The 18,851-nt window shown below is 67.5% G+C and carries 18 protein-coding genes; 8 read left to right on the top strand and 10 right to left on the bottom strand.

Going from position 1 to position 18,851, the window contains the following annotated elements; translation table 11 throughout:
• Positions 1-504: 504 nt before the first annotated feature.
• The 3 genes from TMO_RS23745 to TMO_RS23735 all read right to left on the bottom strand — a co-directional run bounded on the left by TMO_RS23745 (position 505) and on the right by TMO_RS23735 (position 1,281).
• Positions 505-693 (bottom strand): hypothetical protein, encoded by a 189-nt coding sequence (locus TMO_RS23745; protein WP_041607381.1) that lies wholly within the window; start codon positions 691-693, stop codon positions 505-507.
• A gap of 66 nt (positions 694-759) precedes the next feature.
• Positions 760-1,032 carry a hypothetical protein gene (locus TMO_RS23740; RefSeq protein WP_041607380.1) on the bottom strand — a complete coding sequence of 91 codons (273 nt, stop codon included), beginning with the start codon at positions 1,030-1,032 and terminating at the stop codon, positions 760-762.
• Between the two features lie 27 nt (positions 1,033-1,059).
• Positions 1,060-1,281, bottom strand: coding sequence for a hypothetical protein (locus tag TMO_RS23735; protein WP_041607379.1), 222 nt, complete (start codon positions 1,279-1,281; stop codon positions 1,060-1,062).
• On the opposite strand from TMO_RS23735, the gene TMO_RS23730 reads away from it, so the two are divergent.
• Positions 1,269-3,587, top strand: coding sequence for an autotransporter outer membrane beta-barrel domain-containing protein (locus tag TMO_RS23730; protein ID WP_014753358.1), 2,319 nt, complete (start codon positions 1,269-1,271; stop codon positions 3,585-3,587). The genes TMO_RS23735 and TMO_RS23730 overlap by 13 nt on opposite strands.
• A 9-nt stretch (positions 3,588-3,596) precedes the next feature.
• On the opposite strand, the gene TMO_RS23725 is transcribed toward TMO_RS23730, so the two are convergent.
• A complete protein-coding gene (locus TMO_RS23725; RefSeq protein ID WP_014753357.1) occupies positions 3,597-4,700 on the bottom strand; it encodes an acyltransferase family protein in 1,104 nt (367 codons plus the stop codon).
• A 97-nt stretch (positions 4,701-4,797) separates the two neighbouring features.
• Between TMO_RS23725 and TMO_RS29945 the strand changes: the two genes are divergently transcribed.
• On the top strand, positions 4,798-5,499 hold the full coding sequence (locus tag TMO_RS29945) for a TetR/AcrR family transcriptional regulator (protein WP_014753356.1): 702 nt from the start codon (positions 4,798-4,800) through the stop codon (positions 5,497-5,499).
• Here the strand turns inward: TMO_RS29945 and TMO_RS23715 are convergent.
• Together TMO_RS23715 and TMO_RS23710 are read right to left on the bottom strand one after the other, a co-directional pair.
• Positions 5,486-5,893, bottom strand: coding sequence for a CopD family protein (locus TMO_RS23715; protein WP_014753355.1), 408 nt, complete (start codon positions 5,891-5,893; stop codon positions 5,486-5,488). The genes TMO_RS29945 and TMO_RS23715 overlap by 14 nt on opposite strands.
• Entirely contained in the window at positions 5,890-6,189 is a 300-nt protein-coding gene (locus tag TMO_RS23710) for a DUF3817 domain-containing protein (protein WP_014753354.1), read from the bottom strand. The genes TMO_RS23715 and TMO_RS23710 overlap by 4 nt, the downstream gene beginning before the upstream one ends.
• A gap of 128 nt (positions 6,190-6,317) precedes the next feature.
• Between TMO_RS23710 and TMO_RS23705 the strand changes: the two genes are divergently transcribed.
• The 4 genes from TMO_RS23705 to TMO_RS23690 all read left to right on the top strand — a co-directional run bounded on the left by TMO_RS23705 (position 6,318) and on the right by TMO_RS23690 (position 11,430).
• On the top strand, positions 6,318-7,268 hold the full coding sequence (locus TMO_RS23705) for a GlxA family transcriptional regulator (protein ID WP_014753353.1): 951 nt from the start codon (positions 6,318-6,320) through the stop codon (positions 7,266-7,268).
• A 138-nt stretch (positions 7,269-7,406) separates the two neighbouring features.
• Positions 7,407-8,738 (top strand): lipase family protein, encoded by a 1,332-nt coding sequence (locus tag TMO_RS29940; protein WP_014753352.1) that lies wholly within the window; start codon positions 7,407-7,409, stop codon positions 8,736-8,738.
• Positions 8,739-8,829: 91 nt separating this feature from the next.
• Positions 8,830-10,941: an NADPH-dependent 2,4-dienoyl-CoA reductase gene (locus TMO_RS23695; RefSeq protein ID WP_014753351.1), complete on the top strand. Its 2,112-nt coding sequence runs from the start codon at positions 8,830-8,832 to the stop codon at positions 10,939-10,941.
• Between the two features lie 111 nt (positions 10,942-11,052).
• Complete coding sequence (locus TMO_RS23690) at positions 11,053-11,430, top strand: nuclear transport factor 2 family protein (protein ID WP_081599070.1); 378 nt, start codon at positions 11,053-11,055, stop codon at positions 11,428-11,430.
• A gap of 86 nt (positions 11,431-11,516) precedes the next feature.
• Here the strand turns inward: TMO_RS23690 and TMO_RS23685 are convergent, their stop codons facing one another.
• Positions 11,517-12,047: a PadR family transcriptional regulator gene (locus TMO_RS23685; RefSeq protein ID WP_014753349.1), complete on the bottom strand. Its 531-nt coding sequence runs from the start codon at positions 12,045-12,047 to the stop codon at positions 11,517-11,519.
• Positions 12,048-12,666: 619 nt separating this feature from the next.
• Here TMO_RS23685 and TMO_RS23680 point away from each other — a divergent pair.
• Entirely contained in the window at positions 12,667-13,209 is a 543-nt protein-coding gene (locus TMO_RS23680; RefSeq protein WP_014753348.1) for a GNAT family N-acetyltransferase, read from the top strand.
• A gap of 122 nt (positions 13,210-13,331) precedes the next feature.
• On the opposite strand, the gene TMO_RS23675 is transcribed toward TMO_RS23680, so the two are convergent.
• Entirely contained in the window at positions 13,332-14,234 is a 903-nt protein-coding gene (locus TMO_RS23675) for a ParB/RepB/Spo0J family partition protein (protein ID WP_014753347.1), read from the bottom strand.
• On the bottom strand, positions 14,234-15,274 hold the full coding sequence (locus TMO_RS23670) for an AAA family ATPase (RefSeq protein ID WP_014753346.1): 1,041 nt from the start codon (positions 15,272-15,274) through the stop codon (positions 14,234-14,236). Before TMO_RS23670 ends, TMO_RS23675 begins: the two co-directional genes overlap by 1 nt.
• Positions 15,275-16,444: 1,170 nt before the next feature.
• On the opposite strand from TMO_RS23670, the gene TMO_RS23665 reads away from it, so the two are divergent.
• The gene (locus tag TMO_RS23665) at positions 16,445-17,422 is read left to right on the top strand and encodes a replication protein RepA (RefSeq protein WP_014753345.1); all 978 of its coding nucleotides are present in this window, start codon (positions 16,445-16,447) and stop codon (positions 17,420-17,422) included.
• Between the two features lie 99 nt (positions 17,423-17,521).
• On the opposite strand, the gene TMO_RS23660 is transcribed toward TMO_RS23665, so the two are convergent.
• On the bottom strand, positions 17,522-18,757 hold the full coding sequence (locus tag TMO_RS23660) for a sensor histidine kinase (RefSeq protein WP_014753344.1): 1,236 nt from the start codon (positions 18,755-18,757) through the stop codon (positions 17,522-17,524).
• Between the last annotated feature and the right edge of the window lie 94 nt (positions 18,758-18,851).

The following is an 18,851-nucleotide window of genomic DNA, read 5'->3' as shown; positions in this document are numbered from 1 at the left end:
CGGCGGCATCGCGGGCATTCATACCGATGCCGTCCGCCTGGGCGGGCCGCTCAACGGCAATGGCGGCACGGTCTCGGCGACAAGCTCGGCGCTGATCACCACCTATAGCGGCGCCTCTCCCGGCATCGTCGCCCAGTCAATCGGCGGCGGCGGCGGTCTCGCCCATGGCGCCGGCCAGGTCTATTTCAACTCGGCCGTCAGCGGCTCCAATGCCGGCAATGTCTGGCTGACCACCGGCACCGGCGGCACGGTGCAGACCGTGGGCAGCGTGTCCTATGGCATCCTCGCCCAGTCGATCGGCGGCGCCGGCGGTGCGGTGTTCTCGGAATACCGGCAGCTTTCCGCCAATTTCGGCTCGGCCATCGCCTATGGCAGCGCCGTTACGCTGAACGTGCCGACCAGTGTCATTACAAACGGCGTGGGCTCCACCGCCATCCTGGCCCAGTCGGTGGGCGGCGGCGGCGGCGTGGTCGCCTCGGTCTTCACCGATGCCGGCGTCACCAATTATGGCCTCGGGAATATGGGCGGCGGCGGCAGCAATCTGAACGGCGGCGCCGTCTCGATCACCACCCAGAACCAGACCATCGCCACCACGGCGGCCAATGCAACGGCCGTGGTCGCGCAGTCGGTGGGCGACAACGGCATCTTCTTCACCCAGACCAACACCGCCGCCCAGTCCTCGGCCTCGGTCAACCTGCAGCTCGGCGCCGTGCGCGGCTCGGGCAATGGCGGCCCGTCGCAGAACGATGCGGTGGCGGGCTATCTGGGCAATGCGGTCATCCAGACCTCGGGCGCCAATTCGCTGGGCGTGCTGGTGCAGTCGGTGGGTGGCGGCGGCGGCTTCGCCTCGATCGCCACCCAGGCCTCGGGCGGCAGCATCAATGCCCGGCTCGGCCAGCAGGGCGGCGCGGGGTCCGCCCAGGACATCACCATCACCGGCGCCCCCAAGGTGCTGACCCAGGGCGTCAATGCGGCCGGCGTGGTCGCCCAGGCGATCACCGGCGGCGGCGGCGTGATGGCGGTGTCCGGCACCAGCGGTGCGGTCTTCTCGGGCAGCGTCTATCTGGGCGGCACCGGCGGCGGCACCAGCGGCAATGCCGCGGTCTCCATGACCCTCAGCGGCGGCAGCATCCAGACCGGCGGCAGCTTCGCGCCGGGCCTGGTCGCCCAGGTGATTTCGGGCGGCGGCGGCCTCTCGGCCATCAATGCCACCTCGGTCAATCTGGGCGGGACGGTCGCCAGCAAGTCGAACACGCTGACGGTGACCAATGGCGCGGCCATCACCACCACCGGGTGCCGCCTCTCCCGGTCTCGTCGCCCAGTCGATCGGCGGCGGCGGCGGTCTGGCGCTGGCGGCGACCGGCGCCACCGTCCGGGTCGGCAACAAGGCGAGCGGCGCCGACGGCAACAACGTCACCATCACCAGCAACGGCCAGATCTACACCACCGGCGTGAACTCCTTCGGCATTCTGGCGCAGAGCGTGGGCTCCGGCGGCGGCACGGTGCTCACCACCGGTGGCACGGTCTCGGCGGCCGCCAATGCGTCGAGCAAGGCCAGCGCCGGCAGTGTGACGGTGGGCGTCAACGCGCCCATCACCACCACCGGGGCGGGTGCCCATGGCGTGGTCGCTCAGTCCGCCGCCGGCGGCGGCGGCATCGTCACCAACGGCACCACCACCCTGTTCCTGTCGGGCAATGGCGGCGGCAGCAGCCACGCGGTCTCGGTCTATGTCTATGCCCCGATCACCGTCAGCGGCGCCGGTGCCAGCGCGGTGGTGGCGCATTCTACCACCGACCCGGTGGTGGACATCGCCGAAGGCGTGGTGGTCACCGGCGCGGCCGACGGCCATGCCCTGCTGCTCGACGGCCCGATCAACGAGGTCACCAATGCCGGCACGCTGCAGACCTTCGCAGGCGGCGACGGGCTGGTGATCGACAGCCGGATCGGCGACACCACCGTCACCAACAAGGGCACGCTGACCGGCAGCATCAAGCTGGGCGACGGCGGCGCCAATCTGCTGACCAACGAGGCCGGGGCCACGATCAATTCCGGCGCCAGCATCGATCTGGGCGGCACCGGCAGCTTCGTCAATCACGGCCGGCTGCAGCAGGCGACCACGGGCGTGGTCACGACCACGATCAATGGCGGCTTCACCCAGTCCGAAGACGGCGAAGTGCAGCTGCGCGTCGACCATGCCACCGGCAAGGCCGACGGGCTGCACATCACCGGCGCTGCCAGCATGGACGGCAAGCTGTCGCTCGCCACGATCAACAGCGGTTCGGTGAAGCCGGGCCGGCTGGCGATCGCCGATGTCCTGGTCTCGGATACCGGGCTGGCCGCCGGCAATCTGGAACTTTCCGCCCCGACCAGCGCGATCCTGAGCTACAGCCTGACCAATACCGACGGCCGGCTGGGCATCCAGGCCGATGCCGACTTCACCCCCGAGGGGTTGAGCGGCTTCGGCCGTCGGATCGGCGAGTTGCTCGGCCGGATCCAGAGCGAGGCGGCCTCGGAATATTCAAAGGCGATCACCGCCGGTCTGGTCTCGATCAGCGACACCGCGACGCTCGACCGCGGCTATCGCAGCGTCGGCGACACCGGGGCCGCCAGCGTGCCGCAGAGCATGCTGACCGCCAGCACCCGCGCCATGCAGACGGTGACCGGCCGGCTGGACAGCTGGCGGATGGGGGCAGCAGCGGCGGCCCCCGGCAGCCGGGAGGCGGCCCTCGACCAGACGGCAACGGCGTCCGAGGGTGGCAATATGGCCGGAGGACGGGCCTGGATGACGCCGGAAGGTGCCTACGAAACCGGCGACGGCTTCGACGGGCATTATTTCGGCACCACCATCGGCATCGATGGCGGCGCCGATGACGGCAGCTTCCTGATCGGCGGTGCCTTCACCTATGGGGAGACCAGCTACGATCTCGACGGTCTCGCGGCCAGCGGCACCGGCAAGCAGTATGGGGTGAGCGTCTATGGTCTGCGCCGCTTCGGCGATACCTATGCCTCGGTCATCGGCTATGCCGCCACGGGCGATACCCGCTACACCCGCGATCTGCGCTTCCTGGGGCTGACCCGCGCGGCCGTGACCCGCTTCGACGGCACCACGCTGGGCGCGCGGCTGGAAGTCGGCTATGCCCTGCCGTTGACCGCCGGGCTCAAGATCACCCCCTTCGCGGCGGTGGAGCCGACCCGGCTGCACCTGGACGAGGCCCGCGACAGCTTCGGCAATGGTAGCGGTGTGGTCTACGACGCCTCCGACACCATCTCGATGCCGATGACCCTGGGCTTCCAGATCGGCGGACCGGTGACGTTCGAGGATGGCAGCCGGATCGAACCCTTCTTCCGCGCCGGCTGGAAGCACGAATTCCGGCCCGAGCGCGACATCACCCGCCATCTGGCGGAGCTGCCCGGGGTCAGCTTCCAGGGCAGCGATGTCGAGGTGCCGGAAGATGCCGCTGTGCTCAGGGCCGGCGTGCAGTATCGCCTGGACGAGGATCTCGACCTGCAGCTGAGCGTCGATTCGGAACTCTCGGAAGAACGCCAGTCGGTCGGCGGTACCCTGTCGCTGCGCTATCGCTGGTAGGCGCCGGGCCTATATCGATCGTGACGTCTGCGAGCGGCCCGGGGTCATCCCGGGCCGTTCGCTTTTGATCCCGAACAGCAGACGGGTGAGCGCGGTGGCGGCAAGCGCCCGGGCGAGCCCCCAGGAGACCAGGCCCGACACCAGGACGATGACCAGATATTTCACCAGCGGCTGTCCGGACCAGCCGAGCAGCAGATAGCCCGACACCACGATCACCGTCTGATGGACGATGTAGAAGGGAAAGGCGAAGCGCGTGACGTCGCTGAGGCCGGGGATCGGTGCCGCCAGCCGCCGCCCGGCCCAGCCGAGCAGGCCGAGGATGGTGGCCCATTCGCCGGCCACACGCAGCGACCGGCGCAGGACCGGCACCGGCAGCGCCCCGGTCATCCAGGCCGTCACCGCCAGTGCGGTCGCAACCGCGGCTATGATCAGAAGCAGGCGACAATGGCGTTCGGCTGCTGCCCCCAGCGCCGGCGACAGCGCGAACCAGCCGCCCAGCAGGACCGGCAGGCCGGGGGCAAGCAATGCAGCCGGCCCTGCCGCCGCGACCCGCGCGCCGGCCCGCTCCAGCAGCGCCCGCGGCCCGGGCCGGCGGGCGATCACGAAGACCGGCAGCAGCACCAGGGCATAGACCAGCAGATAGGCCAGGAACCAGAGATGGTGCCAGCTGAAATTGGCCGCCGGATAGCAGCAGTCGAAGAAGCCCGGGTAGAAATCGAGAAAGCCGGTACCGGGGGCAAGGTCGATCGGGCTCGCCCGACCGTCGAGCCCGGCGGCCAGACGCTCGACATAGACCTGCGGCGGCACCACCAGCAGGATGCCCGCGACCAGCGGCAGGCCCAGGCGCTGCAGACGTTCGCGCACGTAACGCCCGGCCTCGCGCGCCGCCAGACTGTGCATGGCGGTGATGCCGGCCAGGAAGAACAGCAGCGGCATCTGCCCGATATTGAACACCCCGATCAACACATCGGCCGCGGCGTAGCGGCCGGCATCCTTTATATGCCATGGCTCGGTGTCGAACAGCCGGGCGGTGTGAAACAGGATCAGGCCAAGGATCACAAGATTGCGCAGGTGATCGATCGCGCGCGAACGTCCGAGGGCGGGTCCGGCCATGGTGTCACCTTGTATGGCTGATCCTTTGCGTGTATCATTTTTAAATGAACGATTCAATTAAAATGGCGTATGCCTCCATGACCCGTCTGGCGACGCGATGCGCCTGAAGAAGCCAGGACGTCTTGAGGACATCGCCGCGGCGGCGCTGACCGTTTTCACCCGTCAGGGCTACCGCCTGACCCAGATGGCCGATGTGGCGCGCGAGGCCGGGTTATCGGCGGGGGCGCTCTACAGCTATGTCTCGGGCAAGGAAGCCCTGTTCGAACTGGCACTGGCCGAGGCGCAGGGCCTGACGCCAGCGGGCACCGACCGGTTCGAGGCGCAGGGCCTGGCTTCGGCCGCCGCCTCCCTGGTCGCGGCGGCGCCGGCACGCGTGCATCGGCCGGCTCTGGACGCCGCCCTTGCCGGCGGCCATGCCGGCCCGGACGAGATCCGCGCGGTGGCGATCGAGATGCTGGAACTGCTTGCCACCCATCGTCGGCTGATCTGGCTGCTGGATCGCTGCGCGGCGGAAATCCCCGAGGTGGCCGCCTTCTACGGTACCGAATTGCGCAGCCGCTATTTCCGCGACTTCACCCGTTTCGCCGCCCTGGCGGCCGGCGAGGCCGAACCGGGCCCCGCCACCCATGCCCGCGCCCGCGCCCTGGTGGAGATGGCGGCCTGGATGGCGATGCACCGCCTGCGTGATCCGCAGCCGCCGGCCGTGGACGATGCCACCGCCCATGCGGCGGTGGTCGAAATCATGCGCGCCAGCCTGGCCCCCTGCCCTGCCGGCGCATCCGCAGCTAAAGAGGCTTAAGCACGGCCATCAGGACGATGACGGCGATGCAGATCACGACGGCCGGGGCGGCATGGCGGGCAAGGCCGGGCGGCAGATGGGCCCGGTCGACCAGCATCCGCCGCAAGGTGCCGGCCAGCAGGCCGTGCAGGCCCGACAGAACCATCACCGCCACCAGCTTGACCAGCAGCCAGCCATCGGGGAACCAGCCCCCCAGGCTGGCGATGGCGATACCCGCCGCCCAGACCACCACCATCGCCGGCACGGTGATGGCCTGGTCCCAGGCGCGCAATCGGGTGATCAGCGGTTCGGCCGGGCGGCCGCAGCACAGCCCCAGGGCCAGAACCAGCATGCCACCGGTCCACAGAATCGCCGCCATCAGATGGATGGCCTTCAGCAGCAGCAGCGGGGTCATGCGGCGATCTCCGCCGCCCGGCGCCGGATCAGCCGGTCGTTGATCAGGGCACCGAAGGGCACGACCGCGCCGCCCAGCAGCTGCGCCAGTTCCAGCGGCCGCCAGCCTGCCACCGGCGCCGAAGCGATCAGCGCCCAGGTCCAGGTAAGAAAGGCCAGGCCGTGAACCGGGCCCATCACCTGTACCGCCAGCGGCCAGCCTGCCAGATGCTTCAGCGGCACCGCAACCAGCACCAGCAGAACCAGCGTCGTCCCCTCCGCCAACGCGGCCCGTCTCAATCCCTGCAAGGCGGTCATGCCTGTCCCTTCCCTCCCAATGATCGACTGCGGCAGGGTGCCGCCATCTGCAGGCTTGCAGCCAGTGGCAGGAATGACAAAGATCGATGAGTTTCCGCCATAGACGACAGGCTGCAACCGGAGCCGCCATGCCGCCCCATCACCTTGCCGTGCTCGCCTTCGACGGCGTGCTGCCTTTCGACCTTGCGACGGCGGTGGAGACCTTCGCCCGCGCGCGGCTGGACGACGGCACGCGGCCCTATCGGATCACGGTCGCAGCCCCCCATGCCGAGGTGGCGGCAGAGGGCTATGGTCTAAGGGTGCCGCAGGCTCTGGCCTCCGTCGGCGACGCGGCCACCGTGATCGTGCCGGGCATGGCCGAGCCGCGCAGCCCAGCCGATCCGGCCATTCTGGCGACGCTGGCCCGGGCTCGGCACCGCGGCGCGCGGATCGCGTCGATCTGCACCGGCGCCTTCGTGCTCGCCGCCGCCGGACTGCTCGACGGCCGGCGCGCGACCACCCATTGGCAGGCGGCGGGGCTGCTGGCCCGGATGTACCCCGAGGTGGCGGTCGATCCGGCCGTGCTCTATGTCGACGAAGGCGATGTGCTGACCTCGGCCGGGGCGGCGGCGGGGCTGGACCTCTGCCTGCACATGATCCGGCGCGACTTCGGCGCCCGGGTCGCCGCCCGCACCGCCAGGGCGGCGGTGGTGCCGCTGGAACGTGCCGGCGGTCAGGCCCAGTTCATCCAGGACGACCCGCCCGCCGCCGCCGGCCTGGCCCCCCTGCTGGACTGGATGCGCGTCAATCTGGACCAGCGGCTGAAGGTGGAGCGCCTTGCGGCCCGCGCGGGGATGAGCCCGCGCACCTTCGCGCGTCGCTTTCGTGCCGAAACCGGCACCACCCCCCTGCAATGGCTGCTGACCGCTCGCATCCGTCGCGCCCAGCTGCTGCTGGAAACCACCGCGTGGTCGATCGAACGGGTCGCCACCGAAGCCGGTTTCGACAGTGCCGTCACCTTCCGCCAACGCTTCCGGCAGGTGACCGGGGTGACTCCCAGCGACTGGCGGCGCAGCTTCGGAACGTCACGCAGCGGCTGACACTCAACAATCGTTGAATTTCCTCAACCTGCAACTTCCCGTCGTGCGATCGCGTGATAAAATCACCCGGTCTACACATGTCCTTTGCAAAATGGTCCGCCGTTTCAGGGCAGAGGACGCCTTGGGGGGAAGACATCCATGGCCTATGATCTCAACCAGACGGTGTTCTCACTCAGTCTGGCATCGAATGCCGTCGCCGATATCAAGGCGACGACCTCGGGCTACAACACCGAGCTGACCGCCTATATGGCGGCCGGGCTGAATGGCGGCACGCTGCAGGATCTGTCGAGCGACGGCGCCTTCGCCAACTATCAGGGCCCGGCCTGGCCGGGCTTTTTCCCGACCATGAACAGCCAGCTGGCGGGCGGTGACTGGCAGGTGGTCTGGGGGCCCTGCGTCTGGGTGGCGCCGCTCAAGCACGGCTCGAAGATCCTGTCGCTCTACGCCACGAATTCGATGTATGTCGGCTGGAGCCCGTCGCTCAACACCTATGTGGTGGCGATCGCGGCGACCAATGCCGCAAACGTCATGGACTGGATCGACGAAGACTTCGACGTCTACGCCCGCACCACCTCGACCTGGCCGCCGGCGATCCCGTTCACCGAAAAGCGACACGAGGTGCTGCCGGCAAGCACGCCGCAGATCTCGGCTGGTACCGCCACCGGCATCAGCGCACTTTTGGGCATGACCGATCCGAAACAGGGCTCGCTGCAAAGCTTCCTGGCATCCAAGGCCGACAGCAGCGCCACGCTCTGGTTCACCGGCCACAGCCTGGCCGGCGCGCTCTCCCCCACCCTCGCCTTCTATCTCTATCCGGATCCCACCAAAAGCGGCTGGGGCACCATCAACCTCCTGCCCTCGGCCGGTGCCACCCCGGGCAACCAGGCCTGGTTGGACCTGTTCGCCGCGGGCTATCCCGACGCCACCGATCTTGTAAACATGCACGACGTGGTGCCGCGCGCCTGGAACATGCTGCCGACGGTGATCCAGCCCAAGGACAAGGCCGGCAATTATCCCAGCATCTTCGGCATGCTGGGCTCGGGCACCGTCAGCGTCGGCTACACGGTCGACCTGCTGGTGCATTACATGGAGCGCCGGATCCGCGACATCACCTATGCCAACATCACGCACAACATGTTCGGTGCAGCGGATTTCTCGTCCAATTGGGGGCATTTCACCTGGGGCAAGGTCACGACCGATGCCCAGGGCTATACGCTGAAATCCGACCCCGCCTGGAGCGACTGGCCCCCCTTCACCGACAACAACCCGGTGACGGCACAGAACCCCGCCCAGACCGGCAAGGCCACGGTGATGGACCAGATCGGCCAGCTGATCACCGCCACCCATATCGACCAGTATGTCCATAATTTCGGCCTGACGCCGTCGCAGCTGCTGCCGGAAGTTCCGGCGGACTGGAAGCCGCAGGCACCGGATCTGGACAGCTTCCAGGCCATGCTCCACGAGGGCTGACCGGCAGCGCGCCATGCAACCAGTTGCGCCACCCTCCGGCTCCGGCTAGAGTTCATGCAACTGGTTGCATAAAAGCCGGAGCGCGCTGAGGATGACCGTCGATCTGTCCAATCCCACCCCACTCTCCCCTACCCCACCCTTCCCTCCCCTCTCATCCGCCTTCCCCGCCCTCACCCGGCCGCTGGATCTGGGCTTCGTGACCCTGCCCAACCGGGTGCTGATGGGCTCGATGCATCTGGGCCTGGAAGAGGCGCCGCATGGCTTTGAGCGCATGGCCGCCTTCTATGCCGAACGGGCGCGCGGCGAAGTGGGGCTGATCGTGACCGGCGGCATCGCACCCAATGAACGGGGCCGGCCGCTGCCCGGCGGGGCGATGCTGACCACCACCGACGAGGCCCGCCGCCACCGGATCGTGACCGACGCGGTGCATGCCGAAGGCGGCCGCATCGCCATGCAGATCCTGCATTTCGGCCGGTATGCCTATCATCCTGATCTGGTGGCGCCGAGTGCGGTTCGCGCGCCGATCAACCCTGCCCGCCCCCATGCGCTGACTGGTGCAGAGGTGGAGGAGACGATCGCGGATTTCGTGCGCTGCGCCGCCCTCGCCCGCGAGGCCGGCTATGACGGCGTCGAGATCATGGGATCGGAAGGCTATCTGATCAACGAGTTCATCGCCGCGCGCACCAACCACCGCGACGACGAGTGGGGCGGGCCTTACGAGAACCGTATCCGCTTCCCGGTCGAGATCGTCAGGCGGGTGCGGGAAAAGCTCGGCCCCGACTTCATCATCATCTACCGTCTGTCGATGCTGGATCTGGTGGAGGGCGGATCGACCTTCGAGGAGGTGGCGATCCTGGCCCGTGCCATCGAGGCGGCCGGCGCCACCATCATCAACACCGGCATCGGCTGGCACGAGGCGCGGGTGCCGACCATCGCGACCCGGGTGCCGCGCGGCGCCTTCGCCTGGGTGACGCAGCGGCTGAAGGGCATGGTCGGCCTGCCCCTGGTGGCGACCAACCGGATCAACACGCCTGAGCTGGCCGAACGACTGCTGGCCGAAGGGGCCTGCGACATGGTGTCGATGGCCCGCCCCTTCCTGGCCGATGCCGATTTCGTGCGCAAGGCCCGCACCGGCCGCGCCGATGAAATCAACACCTGTATCGGCTGCAACCAAGCCTGCCTGGACCATACTTTCGGTGGCAAGATCACCTCCTGCCTGGTCAATCCGCGGGCCTGCAACGAGACCGAGCTGGTGATTGCGCCGACCGCGGCGCCGAAGCGGCTGGCCGTGGTCGGCGCCGGCCCGGCCGGACTCGCCTTCGCCACCACCGCCGCGGAACGCGGCCATCAGGTGACGCTGTTCGAAGCCGACGACCAGATCGGCGGCCAGTTCAACTTGGCCAAAACTATCCCGGGCAAGGAGGAGTTCCACGAGACGCTGCGCTATTTCCGCAAGCGGATCGAGGTGACGGGAGTGGCGCTGCGGTCCGGCCATCGGGTGACGGCGGAGGAGCTGGCCGTCGGCGGTTTCGACGCCGTGATCCTGGCGACCGGCGTGGTGCCGCGCGCGCCCGAGATTGCCGGGCGCGACCATCCGAAGGTGCTGGGCTATCTGGATGTGCTACGCGACCGCAAGCCGGTGGGGGATCGGGTGGCGATCATCGGAGCCGGCGGCATCGGCTTCGACGTCGCCGAGCTGCTGACCCATGGCGAAGGCCACGGACCCGATGGCACAGGACCCGATGGCACAGGGACCGACAGCATCGAAGATTTTGCCCGTGACTGGGGCGTGGACACCAACCCCGCGACGCCGGGCGGGCTGGGCAAGCCGGCCCCCCGCCCCGCCGTACGCCAGGTGCAGCTGCTCCAGCGCAAGGCCGGCCGGCCGGGCGCCGGGCTCGGCAAGACCACCGGCTGGATCCACCGTGCGGCCCTGCAGGCCCGCGGCGTGACCATGACCGGCGGCGTCACCTATGAGCGGATCGACGATGACGGGCTGGTGGTGACATCGGGCGGCGAGACCCGGGTCATCCCTGCCGACAGCGTGGTGATCTGCGCCGGACAGGAGCCGGAGCGCAGCCTGGCCGCGGCGCTGGAGGCGGCCGGCTGCACGGTTCATCTGATCGGCGGTGCCGATCTGGCCCTCGAACTCGACGCCAAGCGCGCCATCGACCAGGGCACACGCCTCGCCGCGACGTTCTGACGTCAGAACTTACCCAACAAGACCGATACGAGGAAACGCGCCGTGACCACTCTGTACATCCCCGAAGCCGCCGCCCCCGCCGTCAAAGCCTCGCTTCAGCTCTGGCATCAGATGATGGAGGCTCATGATCTCGGCCGCCTGCGCGAGATTGCCCATCCGGAGGCGGTTTTCCGCTCCCCCATGGCCCATAACGCCTATGCCTCTGCCGAGGCGCTGGTGCTGGCGCTGAGCAATGTCATCGAGGTCTTCGAGGATTTCACCTATCACCGCAGCTTCGTGTCGGATGATGGGCTGGATGTGGTACTGGAATTTTCGGCCACAGTCGACGGCCGCAGCCTGAAGGGCATCGACATGATCCGTTTCGATGAAGACGGGCTGATCCGGGATTTCGAGGTCATGGTCCGGCCGATGAGCGGCCTGCAGGCGCTGGGTGCCCGCATGGCGGCGCGCGTGGGCGGCAGCCTGCCGGCATTCAAGGCCAAGACCTGACCCACGGCCCTTCTTCGGAGCCCCATGGCCCCTCTGCACCCTGATCCGCGCCCCGGGCCCCGCCGCGCACAGGCGCTGTCGGCGGGTTATTCCGCCGACAGAATCTCCAGCGCATCGACACAGAGGTCAATCCAGTTTCTCTCGTGCCGGATGCCCGCCTTCAGCACCAGATGGCGAAGGCGGGCATCCTGCGTGGCCGGCGGCGGCGTGAAGTCCCGGGCCTCGATCTCGCGATAGCGGGCCAGCATGTCGCGGTGCCGCTGCAACCGGCTCCGGAGGTCCTCCGCAAGGCCGGTGGTGCCCAGAACCGCGGCAGCGCGCAGGCGCACCATCAATTCATCCCTAAGCGGCCTCGGCTCCGACACCTCATCCACCCAGCGTGCAAGCTCGGCGCGTCCGGCGGGCAGCACCCGGTAGGCCCGCGGCCGGCCACGGCTCGCCTCGGGTTCCAGCGCCTCGATCAATCCCCCCGCCTCCAGCCGCGAGAGTTCCCGGTAGATCTGCTGATGGCTTGCCTGCCAGAAATAGCCGATCGAGCGGTCGAACCGGCCGGCCAGTTCCGACCCGGAACAGGGCCGCTCCAGCAGCGAGGTAAGCAGGGCATGGGGCAGGGACATCAAGGGCTCGGCTTTTGATGGGCAGCACGCGCCGTCACTCTCCGGCTCCCGGCCGTCGACGTCAAGACCCGCGACCCATAACCGCGCTCTTCGGCAACGCTGAACTCGTAACGCCAGGCGCTGAGTTTGATACGGCAGACCGTCGCCTTGATCATTATCGGGCCCTGATGTCCTGTTTCAGGGCGCGGAGATGCCCGGGGCGGATCCCAGCAGCTCTGTTTGCAAACACCCTTTCAGACCCTACAGCCTTCTTTCCAACGCTGAACTCGTAACGCAACGCCTTATCGGATGCCATCGGTCATGGCCTGCCCTCGCCGTTCGTTCAGCGTTACCATTCTGACATCAGAACGCAGCGCCGCCGTATCGTCTTCAGCGCCGCCGGTGGCCATGCGGAATGCGTCGCTGAAGCTGATACGCCAAACCCGGTGTTTCATCGGCCCGGCGTTACAAGTTCAGCGTGGCCCGCCCGTACCGCAGATCCCGGGCAGTTTGACGCAGGAAGCCGGTTGACGCAGGAAGCCGGGCCCCGATTGGTTCTATGATGACGTAGCGGCCGGGTGATCGCATCGCCCGCCCCTGCCCGGCTTTCCAGATCAGGACGGCGCTGCCGAGGACGGACATGATGACCATCGACCTGCCGGACGGCACCGGGGCCGGCCCCCGGGTGTCGTGCCACCAGCCACCAGCGCCGGCGTTCCGCCGGGCGACGCTTCACGACGCCGCAGCGATCATCGATATCACGACGGCCGCCTACGCCCCCTGGATCCCGGTGATCGGGCGAGAGCCCGGGCCGATGGGCGACGATGTCCCTGCCCTGCTCGCCGATCCGGATATCGAGGTCTGGCTGGCGGAAGATACCGGTCCGGCGGTCGGAACCGGGCCGGCTCCGGTTGGCTTGGTCATCCTGATCCCAGACACCGACCATCTCCTCCTGCACAGCATCGCAGTGGCGCCCTCGGCCCAGGGCACCGGTCTCGGCCGTCAGCTGCTCGCCTTCACAGAAGCCCGGGCGGCGGAGCTGAAGCTTCGGGAGGTCCGGCTCTACACCCATGTGCTGATGGCACGGAATGTCGAGATCTATACGCGCCACGGCTATGTCGAGACCGGGCGCCGGATCGATAACGGGTTCTCGCGGGTCTTTATGACCAAACGCATCGGCTGATGCAAGGGAGGCATCCACGCGGCCGGTCCAGCCTGGAATGAGATCCGGAAGCGAGACACCGCAACGACAAACGGCAGGGCCCGAAGGCCCTGCCGTTTCAACTTCAGCGTCGCCGCTCTGCGTCAGCTTCCGCTGAGCAGGGCCTCGATATGATGCTGGACGATTTCGAGACGCTCACGCTCGGCAGCGCTCAGGGGCGTGCCGCGATGGGCGGCGGCTTCAAGGGCAAGGGCCAGACGATCGAGCTGCCGCAGCGACAGCTTGCCCGGCGCCGTGCGCGGGGCGGCCGTTTCAACTTCAGCGTCGTGCTCGGGCAGCCTTGGCGGCTTGCCGTCATCCTCGGCCCGGGCGGCGCGGAGGGCGCGGACCGTCAGCTTGCCGTCGAAGGCGAGGGCGACCAGCCGGTCACGGACGGCCGGGGTCTCGATGCGAGCCAGTTCGACCAGTACATTCTTGGGCAGGGTGAGTTCTGACGTCAGAACCGCATCGAGCAGATCATCCGGCAAGGTGAGGATCCGGAGCACGCCACTGATCTCGCTCTTGGCCTTGCCCAGGACGCCAGCCGCCTCGGCCTGGCTCCAGCCGCGGCCTTCGATCAGGCGGGCAAGCCCCCGTGCCTCGTCCACCGGCGACAGGTCGACGCGCTGCAGGTTTTCGATCAGCGCCGCGATTTCAGGATCGGCATCATGCTCGATGGCGAGCAGCGTGGGCCAGCCATTCAGCCGGGCGGCGCGGTAGCGACGCTCACCAGCGACGATGACGTAATGGCGCCGGTCAGCCGGATCGCGCCGCACCAGGATCGGCTGCAGCTGGCCGTGCTCCTCCATGGTGCGGGCCAGCTCGGCGATCGCCTCGTCGTCGATATGCTTGCGCGGCTGATCCGGGTCCGGGCTGATCTTGTCGATCGCCACTTCGAAAGTGTGCTTGAACCGACTGTTCTCGGTCACCAGCGTGTCGGAGGCATCGGCGATCATCTCGCGCACGGCGCCGAGAATGGGGGAGGGGGCCTTGCGTCGCGGAGCCATCAGACCTCGTCCTCATCAATGCCGGCATAGCTGACATCGACATCAGCGCGGGGCAGGGGGGTGTCGCCGATGATGCCGGCGGCCAGTCGCAGATAGACCGAGGGTGCGGCACTGGATGGCGACGCTTCGAGGGCGATGCGGCCGTTGCGGGCGGCATGGCCAAAGACGGCGCTGTTCGGCACGGGCTCCAGCACCGGGGCGATATCGCCCATCGCCTGGACCAGATGGGCCAGCACTTCGCGGTCGACCGATTTCCGCCGCCCGTACTGGGTGGGCAGGATGCCGGCCAGCCGGAGGGCCGGGTTCAGTCGCCGCTGCACCTTGTTGATGGTGCCGAGAATAAGGCCGACGCCCATGGTATCGTAGGGTTCGGTGCGCACCGGGATCATCACGTCGTCGGCGGCCGCCAGCGACATCCAGGTCAGCATGCCCAGATTGGGCGGCGCATCGATGACGATGAAGTCATAGCGGTCGCGCACCTGCTCCAGCGCTTCGCGCAGGGTGATGTCGAAGCCGGGTTCGCGCCGGCCATCGGTCTCGGCCAGATCGATATGGCTGGCGGCAAGATCACAGAGCGGCGCCCGGTCGGGTATGATTTCTTCGCCGGCCTTGATGATGACCTCGGCGATCGGCACATCGCCCAGGATGACCTGCGCCATGGTCCGGCGCTGGCGATAGGCTTCGACAGCGCCGTCGGCCAGAAGGGCGACTGTGGCGGTGGCCTGAGGGTCCATATCGACCAGCAGCACCCGGTGATCGCCCCGGCTGAGAGCATAGGCCAGGTTCAGCGCACTGGTGGTTTTGCCCACCCCACCCTTCTGATTGGCGAAAACAATGGTCCGCGCCTCGCGCCCCTTGCCTTCGACCAGGCGGTTCAGCGCCATCGAGACATCGGCCGGGATCGGATCGCGGCCGTTTTCCCAGCGCGAAATCTTGGGCTTGTCATAGCTGCGACTAAGCATCTGGTTCAGGGCTTCCTTCAGGTCGGCCTGGCTGAAGCGCAGCTGCTGGCGAAGTTCGCGCATGCGTTCGCCGTTCATCGGGACAGCCTCATAAGGGGAGCCTTTCCGGATCGGATGATGGCCAGCCGGCGGCCGGCTGGAGCGTGACGGGATGGAAGCCGGTCTCGAGGGGGCGCGGTCCCCGTTACCGTTCGGCCGACAGCATCGCACGCCGCCATCAACGCATCAATCGCGAAGTTGATGGTTGACCTGATTCCTGATGTGGCCGCGCCCATCGGTCGCAGGCCGGGCGTTACCAATTCAGCGTCCGAGTCCGACAATCTGGTCGATGCCTGAAGATCGGGCGGCGGGCGTTTCAAAATCAGCGAGAGCTGTGCCGCAAGAGCCGGAGTCCCGCAGAATCCCGTGCTTCCCGACGCTGAACTCGTAACGCTTCGGCTGCGGGCCGCAGGGGAGGGGAGGGGACCGGGCGTTACCAATTCAGCGTGAAGACGACCGCGTCACGACGTGGTACGGCGTATCGACTTCAGCGTCGAAATCGGCGATCGGCTGTGGACGAAACCCGGTACCCGACTGCCGGGTGATGGCTTGGGATGCGGGGGGAGGGGTTGATGCAGGTCTCCCGTTTTGGCTGGCATCACAGACCTTTGTCCGAGGTCGTTGAGATGGGGCGGGAGGCGTCAGGACCCTGATGGCATGTACCATGCGGCGTCACCCTATCGGTAAGAAAGATCTATAGGGGACTCTCTATAGGAAGGGGTATCGAGTTCAGCGTGGATAACCGGGGCAGGTGATTCGAGTTCAGCGTAAAGCCGGGCCCGCGCCGTATCGAGATCAGCGCCGATACGTTGCGTTTTCAGCGAAAGCCGGCCGACAGACCCCCCCCGAACGTTACGAGTTCAGCGTGGAAAACCGAGGATATCCGTCATCTGTGGGGCAACGACAGCTCGGGAACGACAGGTGGAGGCGACGATGCGGCAACAACGCTGAACTTGAAACGGTGGTCATCCTCGCGTCATCATCCGACGGCGGGGCGCGGCAGCATCGCTGAACTTGTAACGGATTCGTGGTGCGGCGCCGTTGCGGGGGCCTGACGGACTTCCGTCCGGCGGCCCGTCCTGTGTAAAGTCGGATCGTGACGGATCAGGCATGAACGGGTCGCCCCTTCGGCAGGGGCCGGCCGAAACCATGCGCGGGGCACGACCATGTGAGGAGCATGGCGCCCGGTGCGTGAGCCCGGAGGTCGATATGGCGGACGTGCATCAGCAGCTCATGCTTCACGGCCTTGAACAGGTCATGGCGACGGCGGATTCGGCCGCCGAGCGGCGGCGGGTGCGCTGGGCCCACGAGATGATGTCGCTCGAGAACGAGACGATCAATTATCTCCATTCGGGTTTCGCCCAGGCAGCGCTGCCGCATCGTGAGCCGAAGAATCCGCTGGAGCCCTGGGTCCGCCGCAACGGCGCCTATCAGCTGATCATCCGCCCCGGCATCCTGCCGCTCAAGGACAAGATCGTCGACATCGGCGTGCCCTATGGCACCAAGGCGCGGCTGATCATGATCTATTTCCAGACCGAGGCGGTGCGCAGCCAGAGCCAGGTGGTCGATCTGGGGCCGACCATGGCCAGCTGGCTGCGCAAGATGGGCCTGTCGACCTCGGGCGGTCCGCGCGGTTCCTATGCGCCGGTTCGCGAGCAGGCACTACGCATCGCCCGGTGTGAGTTCACCATGCGCTTCGAACGCGGCAGCGCCGAGGCGCGACTGGCCGATCAGCGGATCGTCGACGGCATGGATCTGTGGCGCGATGACAGCGATGCCGAGGACCTGTTCCGCACCGGCGGTGAATGGGTGCGGCATGTGAAGCTCTCCGAAGCCTTCTTCGAGCATCTGATGGAACACTCGGTGCCGCTGTCGGAAGAGGCGATCGCCCGGCTGAAGCATTCGAGCCTCGCCCTCGATCTCTATGTCTGGCTGACCTATCGGCTGCATGCGCTGAAGCGCGAGATCACCGTGCCCTGGCATGCGCTGTCGGATCATTTCGGCAGCGAGAGCGGCCACCGGGTTCTGGCCTTCCGCCTGAAGGAAGTGCTGAAGGACGTGCTCGCCGTCTATCCAGAAGCCAACGTCGAGGCTTCCGGCCGCGGCCTGGTGCTGAAGCCCTCGAAACCGTCGGTGGCGGTGTCGAGCGTCGCGGTCAAACTGCCGAGCCGCCTGAAGCGCGCCTGACCTCGCGCCGGCGATCCATGCGGCGCGAAAGATCCCGCAGCCTGCGTTACCGCACGCCGCGGCGGTTCTGACATCTGAACATCATCGCCGCCCGGCTGCTCAGGTCTCGAGGCCGGGCAGGGCAATCTGAATCCGGGTGAGCATGTCGCCGGGACTGACGGTCATCCGGCCGCCATGCCGCTCGATCGCTTCCGCCACCAGCGGCAGATTGACCCCCGTGCTGTCGGCCTGGCGGATCGCGGGATCGACGTCATGGGCATCGGCCGTCGCCATGGTGTCGGCGCGGAGCATGACCGTGAGCCGGCCATCGGTTTCCACGTCGATATGCCCTGATCCGTCCTCTCGGGTTTTCGCCCGCAGCCGGATGCCGCCGCCGGCGCGGCAGGCATGCAGGGCGTCGTCGAGCAGGCGCAGCATGGCCTGTTTCAGAATCTCGCCATCGGCGCGCAGGGGCGGCATGCCGGCGGGGATATCCGTCTGTAAAGACAGACCGGCCCGTTCGGCGCGCTGGCGAATGATGTCGAGCGGGCCGTGGAGCAGGGCGGGCAGGTCCTGCAGGGCAGGGGCGATGGGCTGGGCATGGCCTTCGACCCGGGCGAGGTCGAGCAGATCGTCGACCAGCCGGAGCATTTCCCGGCCGCTGACATGAATGTCGTCGACATAGCGAAGATAGCGGTCCATTGCCTGCGGCCCCAGGGCGCGCGTCCGGATCAGTTCCGAGAAGCCGATGATCGCGTTCAATGGCGTGCGTAATTCATGGCTCATCCGTGCCAGGAACAGACGCCTCGCCGCCGCCACCGTCTCTGCCAGGCGGTCGACATCGGCTTCGACCCGCGCCATGGCCACGCGCCTGACCATTTCGGCATCATGGCGGCGATACTGGCCGACCACGTCGTCCAGCGCCGGGGCGATATCCGACCAGGCGGTCAGGGCCCGCGTGCGGGCGGCGGCATCAGGCATGCCCGACCAGCCGAGCACGACGCGCAGATCACCGGAATCAAGCACCAGGACCACGTCGACCATGGCTGCCGGCAGCCCGAGCGTTGCCGGGCGGCTATTGGTTCCGATCGCCACCGGCCGCGCGCCCGCGTTGGGCGCTACCCAGTCCGGCAACTGAAAGATCGGCCCCGGGATGCCCGGGATCGGAACCGCCTTGCCCAACCGTCGGACCGACCCGTCGGCCTGCATCAGCAGAAGGACCGCCTGTTCCGCACCTGACAGTGCGGCAAGGCTTCGCAAGAGACCGTTGACGGCATGAGCCATCGGCCTCCCCATCGGCAGGACCGTGTCCGGGCTTTTGTGATCGGTGGCAGCGTCGTTGGTGGTCGTGGTCATCTGGTTGCTTCATTCATTTATCTAAAATACACCCGAAACACAGTATATATTTAAGGTGTATTTAGTAATTGCCGATTTGCGACAGAAATCGCGC

The organism is Tistrella mobilis KA081020-065 (assembly GCF_000264455.2).
In the GTDB taxonomy this organism is placed as follows: domain Bacteria; phylum Pseudomonadota; class Alphaproteobacteria; order Tistrellales; family Tistrellaceae; genus Tistrella; species Tistrella mobilis.
This window is presented reverse-complemented; position numbering and strand designations above follow the sequence as displayed.

Excerpts from the sequence above, each read along its gene's own strand:
- TMO_RS23690 (WP_081599070.1), top strand. The coding sequence starts at position 11,053 with ATGATGGAGGCTCATGATCTCGGCCGCCTGCGCGAGATTGCCCATCCG.
- TMO_RS23675 (WP_014753347.1), bottom strand. The coding sequence starts at position 14,234 with ATGGCTCCGCGACGCAAGGCCCCCTCCCCCATTCTCGGCGCCGTGCGC.
- TMO_RS23735 (WP_041607379.1), bottom strand. The coding sequence starts at position 1,281 with ATGGCCGCGCCATTGGTCACCGTCAGCGTGTTCGACTTGCTGGCGACC.
- TMO_RS23665 (WP_014753345.1), top strand. The coding sequence starts at position 16,445 with ATGGCGGACGTGCATCAGCAGCTCATGCTTCACGGCCTTGAACAGGTC.
- TMO_RS23730 (WP_014753358.1), top strand. The coding sequence starts at position 1,269 with ATGGCGCGGCCATCACCACCACCGGGTGCCGCCTCTCCCGGTCTCGTC.
- TMO_RS23685 (WP_014753349.1), bottom strand. The coding sequence starts at position 12,047 with ATGTCCCTGCCCCATGCCCTGCTTACCTCGCTGCTGGAGCGGCCCTGT.
- TMO_RS23725 (WP_014753357.1), bottom strand. The coding sequence starts at position 4,700 with ATGGCCGGACCCGCCCTCGGACGTTCGCGCGCGATCGATCACCTGCGC.
- TMO_RS29940 (WP_014753352.1), top strand. The coding sequence starts at position 7,407 with ATGGCCTATGATCTCAACCAGACGGTGTTCTCACTCAGTCTGGCATCG.
- TMO_RS23695 (WP_014753351.1), top strand. The coding sequence starts at position 8,830 with ATGACCGTCGATCTGTCCAATCCCACCCCACTCTCCCCTACCCCACCC.
- TMO_RS23715 (WP_014753355.1), bottom strand. The coding sequence starts at position 5,893 with ATGACCCCGCTGCTGCTGCTGAAGGCCATCCATCTGATGGCGGCGATT.
- TMO_RS23680 (WP_014753348.1), top strand. The coding sequence starts at position 12,667 with ATGATGACCATCGACCTGCCGGACGGCACCGGGGCCGGCCCCCGGGTG.
- TMO_RS23670 (WP_014753346.1), bottom strand. The coding sequence starts at position 15,274 with ATGAACGGCGAACGCATGCGCGAACTTCGCCAGCAGCTGCGCTTCAGC.
- TMO_RS23660 (WP_014753344.1), bottom strand. The coding sequence starts at position 18,757 with ATGACCACGACCACCAACGACGCTGCCACCGATCACAAAAGCCCGGAC.
- TMO_RS23710 (WP_014753354.1), bottom strand. The coding sequence starts at position 6,189 with ATGACCGCCTTGCAGGGATTGAGACGGGCCGCGTTGGCGGAGGGGACG.
- TMO_RS23705 (WP_014753353.1), top strand. The coding sequence starts at position 6,318 with ATGCCGCCCCATCACCTTGCCGTGCTCGCCTTCGACGGCGTGCTGCCT.
- TMO_RS29945 (WP_014753356.1), top strand. The coding sequence starts at position 4,798 with ATGCGCCTGAAGAAGCCAGGACGTCTTGAGGACATCGCCGCGGCGGCG.